The sequence below is a fragment of the Nostoc sp. genome, from assembly GCF_036919575.1.
Lineage (GTDB): Bacteria > Cyanobacteriota > Cyanobacteriia > Cyanobacteriales > Nostocaceae > Nostoc.
In genome coordinates, this window is record NZ_JBALBY010000082.1 from 70,033 (window position 1) to 91,866 (window position 21,834).

Annotated in this window: 3 protein-coding genes; all 3 read right to left on the reverse strand. The window is 43.2% G+C overall.

Going from position 1 to position 21,834, the window contains the following annotated elements:
• Positions 1-11: 11 nt before the first annotated feature.
• The gene (locus V7K27_RS21360) at positions 12-7,799 is read right to left on the reverse strand and encodes an amino acid adenylation domain-containing protein (RefSeq protein WP_334950081.1); all 7,788 of its coding nucleotides are present in this window, start codon (positions 7,797-7,799) and stop codon (positions 12-14) included.
• Between the two features lie 64 nt (positions 7,800-7,863).
• Entirely contained in the window at positions 7,864-12,123 is a 4,260-nt protein-coding gene (locus V7K27_RS21365; RefSeq protein ID WP_334950082.1) for a beta-ketoacyl synthase N-terminal-like domain-containing protein, read from the reverse strand.
• A 2-nt stretch (positions 12,124-12,125) separates the two neighbouring features.
• A complete protein-coding gene (locus tag V7K27_RS21370) occupies positions 12,126-21,806 on the reverse strand; it encodes an amino acid adenylation domain-containing protein (RefSeq protein ID WP_442947635.1) in 9,681 nt (3,226 codons plus the stop codon).
• Between the last annotated feature and the right edge of the window lie 28 nt (positions 21,807-21,834).

Sequence of the window (21,834 nt, forward strand, 5' to 3'; positions counted from 1 at the left end):
CTTCAAAAATTTCAATTCGTACTCATATTCAGCAACGCCATGTTTGCTTGTGCTTGCTGAATGCAAGCTTTTAAGCGTTCGGCTAAGACCTGGACGTGGGGTTCAGCCATCATCGTGATATGGTTGCCTGGAACAAAATGGATATCTACTGGTTCGCAAGAATACTCACTCCACCCCCAGGTTGAATCTTGGGAAATCTCAGAAAACTTGCTAGCCAAGCGTTCTGGAGGAGTTTCGCTGGCACGTAGAAGCGTAATTCGACCAGGATAAATCTGTTCTGGTACATAATTAATTAGAGATAGAGAGTTTGCTTTTAAAGCTTGCACCATGTTTTTGATCTGCGTAATTTCAGCGTTAGGAGGCAGCATATTCACCATTTTTAAATGCTGTAAAACGTATTTTAGTTGCTCCTTTTCAGGCAACGATTGAAGGGTATCGTAAGAAATATCCATGTTCGTTGACAGAGAAACTTCTACTGCTTTGATCAACTCAATCAACCACCTAGCATGATCCCAATCAAGACGCTCAATACGTGTTTGTTTGTCTTTAGAGGTTGGTGCTGACATATCAATCATGACGACTAGAGCAACGATATGTCCTTGATGAAGCAACTGAGTCGCAATTTCAAAAGCTACTATACTTCCTAAAGAATGCCCTCCCAAAAAATATGGACCTCGCGGCTGAACAGCTTGCATTGCTTGAATATAATGACTAGCCATATCCTTAATTCGACTGGCTGGCTCTAATCCATCTAAATTGTTTGCTTGAAAACTGTATAAAGGTTGGTCTGCTCCTAAATAACGCCCTAAGTGATATAAGTAGAAAGGCTCACCACCAGCGCCGGGAATGCAGAAGAAAGGTAACTTTGAACCGTTGGGCTGAATGGGAACCAGACAAGACGAATTTGAGTAATCCGAGTCTATTTGGACAATTGTCGCTAACTGTTCAATAGTTGGGTTTTGGAACAGGCTTGTTAAACTCACATCTTTACCAAGCTGCTGCTTGATTTGAGCCATTAAGTAGGGAGCTAAAAGCGAATGACCACCAAGGTCAAAAAAGTTATCTTGTACTCCCACTTTGTCAACTTTCAGAATCTTTGACCAAATTTGCACCAATTGCAATTCTAATTGGTTACGGGGTTGGACAAATGTATCTAAGTCATTAATGTTAATGTTAGAAGGTGTAGGTAAAGCGCGGCGGTCTATCTTGCCGTTGGGTGTTAGTGGCAAGCTCTCTAAAAATACAAAACTAGAAGGCACTATGTACTGTGGTAACTTGGTGGAGAGGAAGCGACGGATTTCACTAATGGTAGTTACTGACTCCTGATTTTGGATGATGTAAGCTACTAAGCTTTGCTCGCCAAGAACATCTTCACGGGCAGTTACTACAGTCTGATGCACAGATGGGTGTTGTGTTAATACTGTCTCAATTTCCCCAAGCTCAATGCGTATGCCGCGAATCTTGACTTGATGATCTTGGCGACCGAGAATTTCTAGAGAGGCATCTGGAAGATAGCGGCCGCGATCGCCTGTATAGTACAGTAAATCCTGGTCGTCATTGCGAAAATGGTTTTTGACAAACCGAGAACGCTTCTCTTCTGGAGCGTTAATGTAGCCCAAACTACGGAATGGTGTCCGCAAAACAATTTCGCCCGGTTCCCCAATGCCGCACAGTTGCCGATTTGTACCTAAAATTAGTGCTTGAGTTTCAGGAATTGTCCGTCCTAGTGGCTGTACTCCTGGTGTGGGTTCACTGGGTACTTGGTAATAACATTTCGCCAAAGTTGTCTCTGTCGGCCCATAGAGATTAACGATTTCACCTGCTTGGGGGAAAGCATCTCGCCACTGTAGTATAAGTGTCTCCTTAAGAGGTTCTCCGGCTAAGAATAACCAGCGTAAGTTACGCAGAGATTCCGAGGGGACGTTAGCTAACCATGATTGCGCTAAGGAAGGAACTGTGTGGAGAACGGAAATCTGTTCGCGTTCCAAGTAACGCAAAATTTTGGTCGGTTCTAATTTATCCCCTTGTGCTGGTAGACACAAGGTTGCACCACTGGTCAAAGGTAAGAAGATATCTCTAAGAACGACATCAAAGGAAAGTCCTGTTAATTGGGCAATGCGGTCTTGTTGCCCAATTCCAAAGGTTTGTCTTTGCCAGTTGAGAAAATGCGCCATTCCTTTGTGACACCCCAACACTCCTTTCGGAACGCCAGTCGTACCAGAAGTAAAGAAAATATAGGCCGCATCATCACCAGATATTTCCGGTAGGGGTATTGTATGACTGCTTTCTAAAGAATTTATAGCTTCTGCTGTGTCTGGATTTACACAGATGATAGTTAAAGACTGCCATATCTCTTGGTCTTTTGGGGGTTGACTATCGATGTACAATATACATTTAGCTTTAGCTTCCTGAAGCATCAGCTGTTGGCGTTGGCGTAGCCCACCGGAGGTATCGCTAGGAAGTTGCGGATCGAGAGTAAGTAGCACTCCTCCACTCAAGAGTACAGCGATCGCACTGGCAATCAATCCAAAACTTGATGTCCCATACACGGCTACGACATCTCCCCGTTTGATTCCGTGACTTAGCATCATCCTTGCTAAAGCTTGAGAGCTTTTGCCTAATTCCCCATAGTTCCAAGTGCGAGATCCTTGACGCACTGCTGAGAGTTCTGGAGTGCTATTTACCCAAGAGGTAAACGTTGTTGTGACTAATTCGTATTCTGGTTCTGGTATAGCTGTTGTGGGATCTGGCAGCAAAAGTCGCGCTTGTGGTGTTACAAGAGAATAAGAGGCGATAGCACTATCAGCATCGACAACAATTTGATTCAGCAAATGATGGAATTGTTGCACCATTTCCACCATTCTTTCTGAAGTAAATAGGTCAGCATTATGTAGTTGCAGAGTTATTCCTTGTTCGTGTTCTGCAACATACAAGCTTAAGTCAAACTTGGAAGCTGCTTCTGACATCAATATAGGTTCTACAGACAACCCAAAAAGTTCTAGTTGGGTGTCTGCCAAATTCTGTAAATTAAACCATACCTGAAAAATTGGATTATGGCTGAGATTTCGTTCTGGCTGCAATGCTTCCACCAACATTTCAAAAGGCAAATCTTGATGAGCATACGCGGACAACGCTACTTCTCGCACCCGTGATAGTAGCTGCCTAAAACTGGGATTACCATCTAAGCGGGTACGCAACACAAGGGTATTGATAAAAAAGCCAATTAGCCCTTCAATTTCTGCACGGTTGCGGTTAGCGATCGGCGTACCTATGCAAATATCATCCTGCCCACTATAGCGCCATAGTAATATTTGGAATGCTGTTAACAGCGTCATAAACAAGGTAACACTTTCTTTTTGACTCAATTGTTTGAGCGCCATACTTAGCTCTTTTGAAAGTGCGATCGCTTGATATGCGCCGTGGTAAGTTTGCACAGCCCCTCTAGGTCGGTCAGTGGGTAGCGACAATAAAGTTGGTGCATCGGCTAGTTGTTGTTGCCAATAACTCAGTTGGCTTTGCAGTACATCTCCTTGCAACCATTGCCTTTGCCAAATTGCGAAATCTGCGTACTGAATCGGAAGTGGTGCTAACGATGACGGCTGACCTTGACAATAAGAATTGTACAGAGCTGCTAACTCTTGGATAAACACACCCATTGACCAGCCATCAGAGACAATGTGATGTATATACACTAACAAGGCGTGTTCTGTCTCGGACAGCAAAACTAACGTTGCTCTGACCAATGGTTCATTTGCCAAGTTAAAAGCTTGAATAGCTTGTTTTTGCACTAATTGCTGTGTAGCAATTTCTTTTTCGCTTGTGGATAAATGCTTAAAGTCAACAATTGAGACTGTCCAAGGTGTAGATGTTAAAGGATCGGAAGTTCTTACTATTTCCTGTTCCCTGCTCCCTGCCCCCTGCTCCCTGCCCCCTGCCCCCTGCTCCCTGCCCCCTGCTCCCTGCCCCCTGCCCCCTGCCCCCTGCCCCCTGCCCCCTGCCCCCTGCTCTCTAATGATTTGAGTCGGTTGTCCATCAACGTTAATGAAGTTGGTGCGTAACACCTCGTGGCGATGAATAATTTCTTGTAAGCTTTGTTCTAAGGCTGCTTGATTGAGAGTTCCTACTAGACGCAAAGTTAGGGGTATATTATATAAGCCACCCAGAGGCTGTAACTGGTCTAAAAACCACAAGCGCTGTTGAGCATAAGACAGTGGTAATTGTACATTCTCTGCCCTTGGTAAGATGGGTGGTGTAGAAAGTTCTAAGTCCTGTTGTTGCAATTGCCCAATCGATTGCGCCAATTCTGCAATTGTTGCTCTTGCAAACAACTCACGCAATGGTAGTTCTACTTTGAAAATGTTGCGGATACGTGAAAGCAGTTGCGTTGCTAGTAACGAGTGTCCCCCAACTTCAAAGAAGTTATCATGTATGCCTACTCGCTCTAGTTTCAGCACTTGTGTCCAAATTTGTGCCAGCATTTCCTCAATGGGTGTGCGTGGGGCGACATATTTTTCTTTTTGTTCGCTTTGTAAATCCGGTGCTGGTAGGGCGCGGCGGTCTACTTTACCGTTAGGAGTTAGTGGCAAAGCCTCCAGTACCACAAAAGCATTTGGCACCATGTACTCTGGGAGTTTTGCTTTCAAGAAGTGGCGTAGTTGGTTGATTGTGGGTGTACTTCGACTCCGTTCGACTGCGCTCAGGGCAAGCCGCTCAGTACAAGTCACCTGTGGATACGGTACCACGTAGGCGACGAGGCGCTTCTCTCCTGGGGTATCTTCACGGGCGATGACACAACAGGACTGCACATCACCATGTTCGCTCAGTGCTGTTTCAATTTCTGCCAATTCAATGCGGAAGCCACGAATTTTTACTTGATTGTCGATGCGTCCTAAGTATTCAATGTCACCATCCGGTAAATAACGTGCCAAATCCCCAGTTTTATATAATTTTGGATTTTGGATTTTGGATTTTGGATTATTGGATTTGTTTTCTGATTCAATAGTTTGAGAAGATTCTAAATTTTTATTCCTATTCCCTAATCCAAAATCTAAAATCGGCAATCCAAAATCGCTAAAGGGGTTGGGGATAAATTTCTCATTGGTCAACTCTGGACGGTTGAGGTAGCCTCTTGCCAATCCCGCACCACCGATGTGCAATTCTCCTGGTACACCGATGGGGACTGGTTGTAAATATTGGTCGAGGATGTATATCTGAGTATTATAAATGGGTCGGCCAATTGTGAGCTTTTGGCGATCGATACCCAGCAATTTGTACGTTACTTCTACAGTCGCTTCAGTAGGGCCATAGGCGTTTATTAGCTGTGGATACTCGCCTATATGCTGTTGCCACATTCTGAATCGTTGCTCTAATGGATGCTCGCCACCAAAAACTACTAGTCGGATGCAATCGGGTAACAGCAAATTGGCATTGACTAATTCAAAAGTTAGCTGATGCCAGTATGCTGTTGACAAACTTAACACTGTTATACCCCAATCGCGGCATTTTTCGATCAACGTCTGCACCGAACTCAGCATTTCTTGAGTTCGCAGCACTACCGTTGCACCACAACTCAGGTAAGGATAAATTTCTACTGCCGCTACATCGAAACAAATAGAACAAAACTGTAGTATGCGTTGGCTTTGCCCAACCCAGGCATCGCTTAACCCATACTCAACAATTGCCGCTTGCGTAAGATTGACTAGGGACTGATGTTGAATCATCACTCCCTTGGGTTTGCCTGTAGAACCAGAAGTGTAAATTACATAAGCTAAATTTTCGCTGCTGGTGCTATTAAGCAAATCAAAATCACTCAATTGAGAAATAGATTGACACTCGGTATCCAAACATACAAACTGCACTTGATGCTTAGGTAGCCTTGCAATTAAATGCTGTTGAGTCAAGAGTACCGAAAGTTGAGTATCTTCGAGCATGAAGCTCAAGCGGTCTTGGGGATACTCAGGATCGAGTGGTACATAAGCACCACCCGCCTTAAGAATGCCAAGTAATCCCACCACCATCTCCAGCGATCGCTCAACACACAACCCTACTAGCACATCTGCTCTCACACCCACAGACCTTAAGTAGTGCGCTAACTGATTAGCACGGCAATTTAACTGGTGATAAGTCAGTTGTTGATTTCCAAACACCACTGCCACAGCATCTGGAGTACGTTTAACCTGTTCCTCAAACAACTGATGAATACATTTATCCTGGGAATAGTCGGACTGGGTATCGTTCCAGTCAACCAATAACTGCTGCTGCTCAAGTTCTGTCAGCAGAGGAAATTGTGAAATCCGCTCTTGAGGGTTAGCAACAATTCCTTCAAGCAATGTTTGGAAATGTCCACTCATCCGCTCAATAGTGGCTGCATCAAACAAGTCAGCGTTGTATTCCCACACACCCACCAGTCCAGTTGCCGTGTTCTGCAATGATAAAGTTAAATCAAACTTGGCAACTGCGCTTTGGGTTGGCAAAGAACTGATAGTTAAGCCAGCCATCTCTACTTCAGATATGGGTGCATTCTGGAGAACAAACATCACCTGAAACAGTGGCGTATAGCTGAGGTTTCGTTGTGGCTGCAATGCTTTGACCAACTCCTCAAAGGGCAAGTCTGGATGAGCGTAAGATAAGAGTGTCACCTGCCGCACTCGACTGAGCAATTGCTGAAAACTGGGATTACCTGACAAATCAGTACGTAATACTAAAGTATTGACAAAAAAGCCAATTAACCCTTCAAGTTCCAAGCGATCGCGGTTAGCAATGGGCGTACCCACTACAATGTCATCGGAGCCTGTATAGCGATAAAGCAAGGTAACATAAGCACAGAGCAGCGTCATGAATAGGGTGGCTCCCTCTTGCCTACTGAAATTAGCGATCGCTTGACTCAGTTCATTTGATAATTCTACATATTGGACTGCGCCCCGGTAAGTTTGAATGGCTGGTCTTGGTCTGTCTGTGGGTAATTCTAGTAAATTAGGAGCGTTTTTGAGTAATTGCTTCCAATAATCAAGCTGCGTTTGGAGTACTTCTTTTTGCAACCATTGCCGTTGCCAAATAGCAAAATCGGCATACTGAATTGGTAGCTCTGGTAGCTCTGGGGATAAGTTATTGCAGAGGGCTGAGTAAATGGTTGCTAACTCACGCATCAATATGCCTGTTGACCAACCATCCACTAAAATGTGGTGTACTGTTAGTACAAAAGCGTATTCTACCTCTGTGAGTTTCACCACACAAGCTCGGATTAAAGGAGAACTAGCAAGGTCAAACAGTTGAGCAGCTTCTGTCGTAGCTAATTGTTGACAAGCGATTTCTCTTTCACTTTCCGGTAAATCTGTTAAATCTACTACTGGCACATTTAAGGTTAAGCTGTCAGCAATTACCTGGACTGGCTGTTCGTTGATGGTGCGGAAGTTGGTACGTAAAGCTTCGTGGCGATCGATAATTTTGTTGAGGCTTTGCTCTAGCGCCACGACGTTCAACTGACCGTGAAGTTTTAGAGCTGTTTGTTCGTTGTAGAAGGGGCTATCTGGTTCCAACTGGTTTAATAACCAGAGTCGTTCTTGGGCAAAAGACAGAGGTAAGTTCTGAGGACGCTCGGTTTTGATCAGGGGTAAATCTGTATCGGGAGCCGCATTTTTCTCGTGCAGCAACAAGATAAGTTCTGCTTTATTTTTAGCTAATAAGTCACGAGTTTCTAGCGTCAATACTCCCTTTGGAGCATTAGCACGCAACTGCTCACCTTCAACCCACAACTTCACACCCTGTTTAGTAAGATCAACCACCAATTGTTCGATATTCACAGAAACATTACTCCACTTCAGCTAATTCGTAATTCGTAATTCGTAATTTAAAATTATTTGTTATTCAAATTGCGATTTCTTCTCTCTCAATTCCACCTAAATTAGTGTCTGATTCTGGTTTTGTCTCTATTCTTGCTGCTATTTCAACTATTGTAGGAGATTCAAATACACTTGCTACAGATAATTTAATAGAAAAAGTATTTCTTAATCTTGACAGAACTTGAACAGCTATTAAAGAATCTCCTCCTAATTCAAAAAAGTTATCATAGATTCCTACCTGTTTAATTCCTAATAATTCTTGCCAAATCTCGGCAATTTTTTGCTCAATATCATTACGCGGAGCTATATATGAATTTGGCAAATTAGGTCTGGAGTGGAGTGCAGATAAGTTTTCTTGCTGAAAAACATCCGGCTTTCTTTGTAATGCAATCTCTGATTTAGTGTCAGTATCTTTTTGCCCAGATTTGGTGCTAAATGCGGCTGATGCAGAAGCTTGAGCCATAATAATCTGATGTTCAAGCGCTTCAGTTTCAGGAAAAGCCGCAACTTGAACAAAGTCTTGAGCGCGTAGTGCTTCAAACCACTGATCTAAAATGATAAAAGGTTGACCTGGATTGCGTCTTTTATCGTCAAAAGGTTTCAACAGCAGACCCCAACTAATATCAAAATCTATTTTCGGCTGAGTTATTTCCCACACTAGGAGGAAGCCACCAGGAGCTAATAAAGAGCGTACATGGTGGAGTGTTTGATCTATGTTGCGAGTCGCGTGCAACACATTAGAGGCTATTATTACATCAAAGCTATACTTCTCAAACCCTTGCTCAGTTGGCGACTTGTCTATGTCTAGTAATCGATATTCAATAAATGGATAGTCTTTAAACTTCTCTTGCGCTTGAGTCAGGAAGCCGCTACCAATATCAGTAAAAGTATAGTTGGTTTGTTTGGGCTGCAACACAGGTAATAATGCTTGCGTAGATACACCAGTACCTCCACCGATTTCTAGAACTCTCAGGTGAATCGATGATGGCAATGATTTGACTACCTGTTCCAAGCCTGAGCGCAAGATAGAGTTGTAGTAAGAAATTAAGGGAGATTCTGAATATGAACCGTTGTTTTCTTTTTGGTAAACCAGTTCATTGAAAATCTCCAATGGTTCTTGTTCACCAACAATAACAGCAGCTAAATTTTCACCACAGCGTTGCACTAAATCTAAATCTACTAAAGATGAAGCAGCAAACCTAGCTTTGACTTGCTCTAAATGTTCATTAATATAATCTTGTGAACATGGCACTAGCCCAGTAAATAATCCCTCATGTTGCTCTAGTTGTCCTTGCTCGACTAATATTTGCAACCATCTAGACAACAATTGCTGATAGCGGGGAGAAATATGGTATTGCACCAAAAAATTCTCTAAAGAATAGTTTTCTTGGGGATTACTAAAAGCCCCTAATTGCTTGAATGCAGAGTTGATGTAGGCTGTACATAAACGATCCAACCATTGTCTATTCTCTTGATAGGTTAACTCGTTAAGTTCTGCATTTCTAGTATTTGCTTGTTTTTGACCTGCTTGTGTAAGCAATGTCCACAGTTGTGATGTTGGGGGTAAAGTTTGTAACTGTCCCCAAGCTGCTTTTTGTGGGGGGTCAATCCAATAACGTTGGCGTTCAAAGGGATAAGTTGGTAAGGGAAGACGGTAATATTCGTCCTGACTATAGAATCCAAACCAATCTACTTTAACTCCAGCCAACCAGAGTTGACCTAATGTGTTGAATAAAACACGAATATCAGATTGCTTTTCTTGAGGATGACGTACCGAAGTCAACACCGTTTGTGCAGCTGCTTTGTCTGGATGCCTTTTGGCTAATGTAGTCAACGTGTGTCCTGGTCCGACCTCTAGTAAAACTTGCTCAGGTGTTGCCAATAATTTTTCTAAACCTTGGGCAAACTGTACTGTGGAACGCAGATGTTGAGTGTAGTAATCAGCATTTGTGGCTTGTGTGACTGTAATCCAAGTGCCAGTCAGATTGGAGATATAAGGAAGTTTTGGGGGATTTAAAGTAACTTTTTTGACTCGCTCTGTAAATGCTTCTAAGATTGGTTCCATCATTTGCGAGTGGAAGGCATGGGAAGTATGCAAAGGTTGGCATTCAATACCTTGAGCAGCAAGCTGATTTTGTAGTGTATCTACTGCTGCTATAGAACCGGAAACTACACACTGCGAAGGTTGATTAATTGCTGCAACAGAGAGTTCATGCCCTAATAGCGATTTTACCTTGTCTGCGGGCAAGGGAACCGAAAGCATTGCTCCAGTGGGCAGTTGCTGCATCATTTGTCCGCGTGCTGCTACCAGAGATAAGGCATCTTCTAGGGAAAAAACTTCTGCTAGAGTTGCTGCTACATACTCGCCAATACTGTGACCGATCGCAGCTTGTGGCTCCACTCCATAAGACTGCCATAATTTAGCTAGGGCGTATTCAATTACAAAAATAGCAGGTTGAGCAATTCCTGTCTGTTGAAGTAGCTTTGATACCTCATCAATTTTTTCGTCACTGGGGTAAAGAATATGACGTAAATCTAGCTCTATTAGAGGTTCAAGAATTTCTGAGCAATAATCAACTTGTTCTTTAAATACTGTTTCGGTTTCGTAAATTTCCCGCGCCATGTTGACATACTGAGAACCTTGACCGGGAAACATAAAGACAACAGACCGTTCTGTAATCTCTGTATAGTTAGTAAAAACTTGTTTTGGCTCTAAACTACTAGAAACTCTGACAGCATCTTCTAAGTCTTGACAAATTAACATCCGTCGATAATTAAAACCCCGACGACCACTATTGAGGGTATAAGCTACATCGCCTAAGTTCAGTTCTGGATGCTCTTTTAAATGCGTGATTAAATTAGCTGTTGCCTGCTCAAGCGCACTCGCAGTTTTAGCCGACAGACACAACAGAAAATATTCACTTTTGACTTTTGACTTTTGAATTTTTAATTGAGTTGGTGCTTCTTCTAAAATAACATGAGCATTAGTACCCCCCATACCAAAGGAACTAACCCCAGCACGGCGAGGAATGTTATCTGTTTTCCATTCAGTCAGGGTTGTATTGACATAAAAAGGACTGTTGGCAAAATCAATTTTGGGATTAGGTGTCTCGAAGTGCAAACTAGGAGGCAGCATTTTATTTTGCAGTGCTAATACAGTCTTAATCAAACCTGCCACACCTGCTGCTGTATCCAAATGTCCTAAGTTGGTTTTTAACGAACCAATAGCGCAGAAACCTTTTTTATCGGTAGTTTGATTAAAAGCTTGAGTTAAAGCTGCAATTTCAATCGGATCTCCTAAAGGTGTAGCGGTGCCATGAGCTTCGATGTAGGAAATTGTTTCGGCATCTACACCCGCTATAGCTTGAGCCTCGCCAATCACTGCTGCTTGACCGCTCACACTAGGAGCAGTGAAGCCCACTTTCATTGCACCATCGTTATTGATGGCCGAGCCTTTAATAATTGCATGAATGTAGTCGCGATCGCCGATCGCATCCTTTAATCTTTTCAATACCACAATACCAGCACCGCTACCCGCGATCGTTCCTTGTGCTTGAGCATCAAAAGCACGGCAGTGTCCATCAGGAGAAAGAATCATTCCCTCTTGATGCAAATAACCTATTTTTTGGGGAATGGTGAGACTAACTCCACCAGCTAAAGCTATGTCACATTCACCATTTAAGAGACTTTGACAAGCTAAATGAACAGCAACCAAAGAAGTAGAACACGCTGTCTGCACATTTACTGCAGGGCCAGTCAAGTTTAATTTATATGCAACTCGTGTAGGTAAAAAATCTTTATCGTTGGAAATTCCTAATTGGATAGGGTCAATTGTTTCTAATAATTGATGATGAGGATAGAGATTATTGAGCAAATATTTACTCATCCCTACACCACCATAAACCCCTATTAAACCATTGTAGGTTTGCGGGTCATAACCAGCTTTTTCTATTGCTTCCCAAGCCAATTCTAAGAATAGGCGTTGTTGTGGATCTATTAACTCAGCTTCTTTGGCACTATAAGCAAAGAAATTTGCATCAAACAATTCAATGTCTGATAGAACAGCACTAGCTTTTACATAATTAGGGTTACTCAGCAAATCTAGAGAAACGCCAGAATTTATTAATTCTTCATCTGTTACCCAGGAGATAGATTCTACACCATCTCGTAAATTCTGCCAAAATGATTCAATATCTTTTGCACCTGTAAATCTACCAGCAACAGCAATTATTGCTATTTCAGAATTGCTAAATTCATTATTTTTATGCACTGACTCTATTATCATTTTTACCTTTTTCTCTGAGAGCGGTATTGTTGTCTGGATTCCAATTGTTGGTTTCTTAAAGTTTTACTCTCACTATGAGATTGAGTACGATAAGTGTGTTGTTTGATTGGATCTTCTTTTTGTAATTTGGTATTCAAATATTGGCTTAAACTATGTATATTTGGATAATTAAACATATCAACTATAGACAGTTCTAAACCAAATATTTCTTGTAATTGCTGATTAATTCGTACCAGTAGTAACGAATGACCTCCTAGCTCGAAGAAATTATTGTAAATTCCTACCTTTTCTACTGCTAATGCTTTTTGCCAAATGCCAGCAATGATTCTTTCTACTTCTGTATTTGGTATTACATAATTTGATAGTTCCTGTTGTAAATCTGGAGCAGGCAAAGCGCGACGGTCTACTTTGCCGTTGGGTGTCAGGGGTAAGAACTCCAATATCACAAAAGTAGATGGCAACATATACCCAGGGAGTTTATTGGAAAGGAACTGACGCAGTTCCTCCGTTGTGGGTGTCAAATCTTTTTGTGGCACTACGTAAGCGACTAATCGCTTATTACCTGGAGTTTCTTCACGAGCAATCACACAACATATCTGCACATCATCATGTTGGCTCAGTGCTGTTTCAATTTCTCCCAACTCTATGCGGAATCCCCGAATTTTTACCTGATTGTCGATGCGTCCTATGTATTCAATGTTGCCATCCGGTAAATAGCGTGCTAAATCCCCAGTTTTGTAGAGGCGACCAGAACCAAAGGGGTTGGTAATGAATTTTTCCTGAGTTAGTTTGGGGCGGTTGAGGTAGCCTCTTGCTAACCCAATACCACCGATATGTAACTCTCCTGACACACCCACAGGCACTGGTTGCAAATTTTCGTCTAAGATGTAAACTTGCGTGTTAGCGATCGCCTTACCAATAGATATTTTCTCATTGTCATGGCATTTTGCGATCGCCTTCGGCGTGGCTTTGCCAATCGTGGCACAGACAGTAGCTTCCGTTGGCCCGTAAGCGTTGAAGAAGTTTCTGCCAATAGACCATTGCTTGATTAATTCAGCAGGACAAGCTTCTCCCGCTACAATTATTGTTTGCAGTGCCGGAAGCTCCTCCACGGGTATAACTGCTAACGCCGATGGTGGTAGTGTGATATGGGTAATAGAATAATCACGTAATCGGTCAATTAACGGCTTCCCTGGCAATAGAGAGTCTTTTGTTCCCAGATACAGCGTTCCGCCTGACCTCAGCGCCATTACGACTTCCCAAATAGAAGCATCAAAACTAAAGGAGGCAAACTGGAGAATGCGACTATCCGAAGTCAAGCCAAAAGTTTGAATCTGAGCTTGGGCTAAGTTGCATAGTCCTTTATGCTCAACCATGACACCTTTAGGTCTACCTGTTGAGCCGGAAGTATAAATTACATTAGCTAGATGAAAGGCTTTGGCTTCACTAGTTGGGTTATCTTGATTATTTTGGGCAATTTCTGACCAGGCTTCATCTAAAAAGACTTGTTTTGCTTGATGCTCAGGAAGTCTGTCAATAAGTCGCTGAGTTAACAGTAGCGAAACTTGAGCATCTTCTAGCATGAAGCTCAAGCGGTCTTGGGGATACTCAGGGTCAAGTGGTAGGTATGCTCCGCCTGCTTTGAGAATCCCTAACAGTCCTACCACCATATCTAAAGAACGTTCTACACAAATACCGACCAGCACATCTGGTTTTACACCCAATGAGCGCAAGTAATGCGCCAACTGGTTAGCGCGACAATTCAACTGGTGGTAGGTGAGTTGTTGATTGTCAAACACCACTTCAAACACCACTGCCAATGCATCCGGGGTACGCTGAACCTGCTGCTCAAACAACTGATGGATACATTTATCTTCAGGGTAGTCTACCCATGTGTTATTCCAATCAACCAATAACTGCTGTTGTTCAATTTCTGTCAGCAGGGGTAATTGGGAAATTCGCTCTTGAGGATTGGCGACAATTGCTTCCAGTAACGTTACAAAATGACCAGTCATTCGTTCAATTGTGCTGGTATCAAACAAGTCAGTATTATACTCCCACACACCCACCAATCCTTGGGTAGTGTTTTCCATCGATAAAGCCAAATCAACCTTTGTAGCTGTACTTTCTACTGGCAATGAACTAATAGTTAACCCAGCAAGCTCTAGTTCCTGTACGGGTGCATTCTGAAGGTTAAACACCACCTGAAACAGTGGCGTATGTCCCAGATCCCTTTCTGGCTGCAATGCTTCCACCAACATTTCAAAAGGCAAATTCTGATGAGCATACGCAAACAAAGCTACTTCTCGAACACGACCAAGTAATTCGCTAAAACTGGGATTGCCTACCAAGTTAGTACGCATGACTAAAGTGTTGACAAAAAAGCCAATTAACCCTTCTATTTCATTGCGATCGCGGTTAGCAATAGGAGACCCCACCAAAATATCTGCCACACCTGTATAGCGATAAAGCAATGTATCAAACGCTGCCAACAGCGTCATAAAGAGAGTACAACCTTGCTCCTGGCTCAATTTTACCAATCTATCAGTTAACTCAACTGAAAGTGCAAACTTCTGATATGACCCGGCGAAAGTCTGCACAGCAGGTCTGGGTCGGTCTGTAGGTAGAGACAACAAAGCTGGTGCATCTTTTAGTTGCTGTTGCCAGTAACTCAGTTGGCTTTGCAGTACATCTCCTTGCAACCACTGTCTTTGCCAAATAGCGAAATCTGCGTACTGAATCGGTAGTGGCGTTAAAGGTGACGGCTGACCTTGAGAATAAGCATTGTACAGTGCTATTAATTCTTGAACAAACACACCCACTGACCAGCCATCAAAGACAATGTGATGTATAAACACTAATAAGGCGTGTTCTGTTTCCGACAGCACTACTAATGTTGTCCTAATTAATGCTTCGGTTGCTAGGTCAAAGGGTCGTTGCACTTGTTGTTGGGCTAATTGCTGCAAAGCAATTTCTTTTTCGCTTGGCAGCAAATGTTGCCAGTTAACAACTGAGACTGTCCAATTTGTTTTGGTTTGAATAAGTTGAGAAGGTTTTCCATTAACTATGACAAAGTTGGTGCCTAACACTTCGTGACGATGAATAATTTCTTGTAAGCTTTGTTGTAGCGCAGCTTGATTGAGTGTTCCGACTAGACGCAAAGCTATGGGTATATTGTAGAAGGCGCTGTTTGGGTTTAACTTGTCTAAAAACCACAAACGCTGTTGAGCATAAGACAGTGGTAATTCTGCATCCCTTGCCCTTGGTACAATGGGTGAGCAAGTAAGTTCTAAATCCTGTTGCTGCAACTGTTGAATCTTTTGGGACAATTCAGCAATTGTTGGTGCAGCAAATAAGCTACGCAATGCTAGTTCTATTTTCAAACTAGTCCGCACACGGGAAACCAGTTGCGTTGCTAGTAGAGAATGTCCGCCAAGTTCAAAGAAATTATCGTGAATACCAACTCGCTCAACTTTCAGAACTTGCGCCCAAATCAGTGACAAGATTTCCTCAATGGGGTTACGTGGGGCGACATACCGATCTGATAATTGATTGTGTAAATCAGGTGCAGGTAAAGCACGACGGTCTAGTTTCCTGTTAGGAGAAAGCGGTAGAGCGTCCAAGATGACTATTGCACTTGGCACCATATACTCTGGTAACTTTTCCTTAAGGAAGTTACGTACTCCGCTAGTAGAGATTGTCTGTTCTGGTTGCCGCACAATGTAAGCAACTAAGCGTTTATCACCCGGTGTATCCTCACGGACAACCACACAAGATGCTTGTATATTACTCAGTTGTCCTAGTACTGCTTCAACTTCGCCTAACTCAATGCGGAAACCTCTAATTTTAACTTGATTGTCAATGCGTCCTAAAGATTCGAGCTTACCGTCAGGTAGATAACGTGCTAAGTCCCCTGTTTTATATAAAAGTGCTGAGTTCTGAATTGTCCCCCTGCCTCTTTGAAAGGGATTAGGAATGAATTTCTCTTGTGTTAACTGAGGTCTGTTAAAGTAGCCTTGAGCTAAAAGCGCACCTGCAATGTACACTTCTCCTGGCACACTCACAGGTACAGGCTGTAGATATTTATCGAGGATGTAAATTTGCGTGTTAGAAATGGGTCGCCCAATGGAAGGAAGTAGCGGCCAAGAGTCTATCGCATCAGGCAGGGTATAACTGGTGGCTAAATGGCTCTCTGACGGCCCATACTGATTATGGAAAGTAATATCAGTTAGTTTGCTCAACCACTCAGAAATCGCAGGCGTAATTTGCAACTGTTCTCCAGAAGTAATAATTTCCCGCAAACCAGTATTAACTATGCCATTCCCCAAGGCGACTTCTGCTAGTTGCTGTAAGCCGACAACAGGGAGAAACATTCTCTGAATTTGCTTCTCTTGCAGAAAACCTAACAATGCTAGAGCATCACGACGTAATTCCTCTGTGATTAAGAACAATGTGCCGCCAGAATACCAGGTAGTGAAGATTTCCTGGAAGGAGACATCAAAGTTAACCGAAGCAAATTGCAGGGTTTTTGCTCCACGAGAAATTTTGAGATTGTCCCGATGCCACAAGATATGATTGCAAAGGGCAAGCTGACTCATGGCTATACCCTTTGGTTGACCTGTGGAACCAGAAGTGTAAATTATATAGACTAAGTTATTGGGTTGTACGCCAAGAATTATGTTGTCTGGGCTGCACTTAGAAATATCTTCAGCATCAGTATCTAAGCAAACAAGTTTTGCATGATTTGGGGGGAGCCTGTCAATCAGTTGCTGTTGAGTCAGTAAAACTTTAACTTGAGTATCTTCTAAAATAAAGCTCAAGCGATCGCTAGGATATTCTGGGTCAAGTGGTACATAAGCCCCACCAGCTTTGAGAATCCCCAGCAGTCCGATGACCATTTCTAAAGAACGCTCGACACACAACCCGACTAGAACATCGGCTCCTATGCCCCAAGAGCGCAAGTAGTGTGCCAATTGGTTAGCGCGGTAGTTTAATTGCTTGTAAGTAAGTTGTTGATTTTGAAACTCTACCGCCACTGCATCTGGTGTCAAGTCCACCTGTTCTTCAAACAATTGATGGATGCACTTATGTAGTGGATAATCTATTTCTGTATCGTTCCATTCCACTAATAACTGCTGTTTCTCAACTTCACTTAACAAGGGCAATTGAGAAATCCGCTGTTCTGGGTTAGCAATAATACCTTCAAGCAATGTCACAAAATGACTTGTCATGCGATCGATGGTACTAGCATCAAACAAGTCAGTGTTATATTCCCACCACCCTGCTAATCCAGTAGGGGTGTATTCCATCGATAAAGTTAAATCAAACCTGGAAGTTGTGCCTTTGATTGGCAATCGATTTACAGTCAACCCAGTCAGTTCTAATTCAGATGTGGGCGCATTCTGGAGAACAAACATTACTTGAAACAGTGGTGTATGGCTGAGATCCCGTTCTGGCTGCAATGCTTCCACTAACATTTCAAATGGTAAGTCTTGATGAGAGTATGCCTCCATTGCCATTTCGCGGACACGACCCAGTAATTCGCTAAAACTAGGATTGCCTGCCAAGTTAGAACGCATGACTAAGGTGTTGACAAAAAAGCCAATTAACCCTTCTATCTCACTGCGATCGCGGTTAGCAATTGGCGAACCCACCAAAATATCTTCTGTACCTGTATAGCGGTAAAGCAGGGTATCAAAGGCTGCCAACAGCGTCATGAAAAGGGTACAACCTTGCTCTTGGCTGAGTTTTGTCAGTTTACTAGTTAGTTCAAAAGAAAGTGCAAACTCAAGATGTGTCCCGTGGTAAGTTTGCTCAGCTGGTCTAGGTCGGTCTGTGGGGAGCGACAATAGAGCTGGTGCGTTTGCCAGTTGTTGTTGCCAGTAACTCAATTGGCTTTGTAGTACTTCCCCTTGCAACCATTGTCTCTGCCAAATTGCGAAATCTGCATATTGAATCGGCAGTGGCGCTAAGGGTAAAGGTTGACCTTGAGAATAAGCGTTGTATAGAGCTGCTAGTTCTTGGACAAACACACCCATTGACCAGCCATCACTAACAACATGGTGCATACACACTAACAAGACGTGTTCCGTTTCCGACAGCACTACTAATGTCGCCCTGATTAATGTTCCTTTTGCCAGATCGAAAGGTTGAGTAACTTGTTGTTGGGCTAATTGTTGGCTAGTAATTTCTTGTTCGGTTGTGGATAAATACTTCAAATCAACAACTGAAACTGTCCAATTGGTTTCTGTTTGAATAATTTGAGAAGGTTTTCCATCAACTGTAATAAAATTGGTGCGTAACGCTTCGTGGCGATGAATAATCTCTTGTAAGCTTTGTTCTAGGGCTGCTTGATTCAAATTTCCCACTAGACGCAAAGCCATAGGAATGTTGTAAAAGGGGCTGTTCGGCTCGAACTGATCTAAAAACCACAGACGCTGTTGTGCATAAGACAGTGGTAATTCTGCATCCCTTGTCCGCCTTAAAATGGGCGGGGAAGTTAGTTCTAAGTCATGTTGCTGTAACTGCTCAATTGATTGTGCTAATTCGGCTACTGTCGGCCTTGCAAATAACTCACGTAATGCTAGTTCTACTTTAAAGCTGGTGCGAATGCGTGAAAGCAATTGCGTTGCTAGTAACGAGTGTCCCCCCAGTTCAAAGAAGTTATCATGTATCCCTACCTGCTCTAGTTTCAGCACTTGCGCCCAAAGAAGTGTCAGCATTTCTTCAGTTGGAGTGCGCGGGGCAACATATTTTTCTAGCAGTGTGCTGTCTAACTCATGTGTTGGCAGGGCGCGACGGTCTACTTTACCGTTAGAGGTCAGGGGTAAGGATTCCAGCAGCACAAAAGCACTTGGCACCATGTACTCTGGTAGCTTTGCCTTGAGAAACTGACGCAGTTCTGGGACTTTGGGAGAATGTTCTACCTGCGGCACTACATAAGCCACTAAACGTTTGTCGCCCAGTTCATCCTCTCGAACCACCACGATACTTTCCCAAATGGCTGTGTGTTGCACCATTAATGCTTCAATTTCGCCCAACTCAATGCGGAAACCGCGAATTTTGACTTGGTTATCGATGCGTCCTAAATACTCTAACTCGCCATTGGGTAAATAACGTGCTAAATCACCTGTTTTGTATAATTTTGACTTGTCGAATGGGTTAGAAATAAAGCGTTCGGCTGTCAGTTCAGGACGATTGAGATAGCCGCGTGTCACCCCTTCGCCGCCAACGTACATTTCACCAGGAACGCCAATCGGCACTGGTTGAAAATATTCATCCAGTACGTACACCTGTAAGTCAGGTATCGGACGACCAATTACACTGGCTGTATGATTCAAATCAGCTTTGCTCAATGGGCGATAAGTGACGTGTACAGTGGTTTCCGTAATCCCATACATATTCACTAATTGGGGCATTTGGTCGCCATGTTGCTCAAACCAAGGTTGTAAACTCTTGATTTCTAAAGCTTCTCCACCGAAAATTACCAAGCGTAAGTTCAAGTCGCCAACAGTTGCTGTTGACTGTTCTACTTGAATCAACTGGCGGAAGGCGGAAGGGGTCTGATTGAGAATTGTGACTTTTTCTTGACACAGTAATTGATAGAAAGATTCGGGCGATCGCGTTACTAAATATGGCACTACTACTAGTCGTCCACCATACAGCAAAGCACCCCAAATTTCCCACACGGAAAAGTCGAAAGCATAAGAGTGGAACATTGTCCACACATCTTGAGCGTTGAAGTGATACCAAGCGTCTGTGGCTGCAAACAGACGCACTACATTTGAGTGATTGACTAAAACGCCTTTGGGCTTACCCGTGGAACCGGAAGTATAGATGACATAAGCTAAATTATCGGTTGCTGCGGTATTTTCCGGGTTTAACTCGCACTCTTGAGCAATTTTTTCCCAGTCGCTATCTAAGCAGACAAGATGCGCCTGATGTTGAGGAATAGACTCTACTAATTGCTGTTGTGTTAAAAGTACTTTAACTTGAGCATCTTCGAGCATAAACCGCAAACGCTCAGTCGGATACTCAGGGTCAAGTGGCAGGTATGCACCACCTGTCTTGAGAATACCTAGTATTCCCACGATCGCTTCTAGTGACCTTTGCACACACAACCCAACCAGCGTATCTGGTTTTACACCCAAGGAGCGCAAGTAATGTGCTAACTGGTTAGCACGGCAGTTCAACTGGTGATAAGTGAGTTGTTGATTGTCAAAGACAACTGCTACAGCATCGGGGGTACTCAAACACTGTTCTTCAAACAACTGATGGATACACTTATCAGAAGGATAATTCGCCTGAGTATTATTCCACTCTCCAAATAACTGCTGTTGCTCAGGTTGTGTTAGCAGTGGAAATTGTGAAATCCTCTCCTCTGGGTTAGCGACAATCCCTTCCAGTAATGTCACAAAATGCCCTACCATTCGGGTAATTGTAGCTTGCTCAAATAGGTCAGAGTTGTACTCTAAACTTCCACTCAGCCCTTGCTCACTCTCTGTCATCAACAAGGTTAAATCAAACTTAGCTGTTGGGTTTTCTATTTGTAGCGGAGTTAAAGATAAACCAGGCAATTCTAATTTTCCAGGCGGCGTATTCAACAAAACGAACATTACCTGAAACAATGGCGAGTAGCTAAGGTTTCTTTCTGGCTGCAAGGCTTCTACTACTTGCTCAAACGGCGCATCTTGGTGAGAGTATGCTTGCATTGCTACTTGGCGCACTCTTTGCAGTAACTCCCAAAAGCTGGGATTTCCAGAAACGTCAGTACGCAACACCAAAGTATTGACAAAAAAGCCAATGAGAGATTCTAGTTCACTGCGGTTGCGGTTGGCGATCGGAGAACCGACGAGAATATCTTGTTGATTGCTGTAGCGCGATAGTAAGATGACAAAGCCAGTCAGCAAAGTCATAAATAAGGTTGCGCCTGACTTTTCGCTAAGGCTTTTGAGTTTTTGAGTCAGATGATCATCTAGCTGAAAATGTTTGATGCTGCCACGGCTTGTCTGTATTAATGGGCGCACTCGGTCGGTAGGAAGTTCCAGTAAGGGAGGCGATCCTGCTAATTGTTGCTTCCAGTAGTCCAGTTGAGTATCCATGACTTGACCTTGCAACCACTGTCTCTGCCAAACTGCAAAATCTGCATACTGAATCGGCAGTTTAGGCAATGGAGAAGGCTTACCAGCACAAAAGGCTGTGTATAAGGCTGTCAGTTCGCGCCACAAAACCCCATCAGACCAACCATCAAAGACGATGTGGTGGACACTTAGGAGTAGCACATATTCATTTTCATGTAGCTGCACTAGGGAAGACCGCAACAGCGATCCTTGCTGTAGATCAAAGGGTTGTTGAACTTCGTTTTTGACCAGTTGCGAAACTTGAGTTTCTCTTTCTATTTCAGGAAGTTCCCGAAGATCCACTACAGGTAACGTCAAGTTGAGGCTGGAAGCAATCACCTGAACAGGCTTGTTTTCCGAAGCTAGAAACGTAGTTCGCAATGCTTCGTGGCGTTGGATAATTTCATTGAGACTATGCTCTAATGCACAAATGTTGAGTAAACCCTGAAGACGAAAAGCTAAGGAGACATTATAAGTGGAGCTATCTGGCTGCAACTGATGGATGAACCATAATCTTTCTTGAGAAAAAGACAAAGGCGGGTGTTCATTCCGAGATACAGGCACCAAATCTGGAGCTTGATTCTGTAAGTCG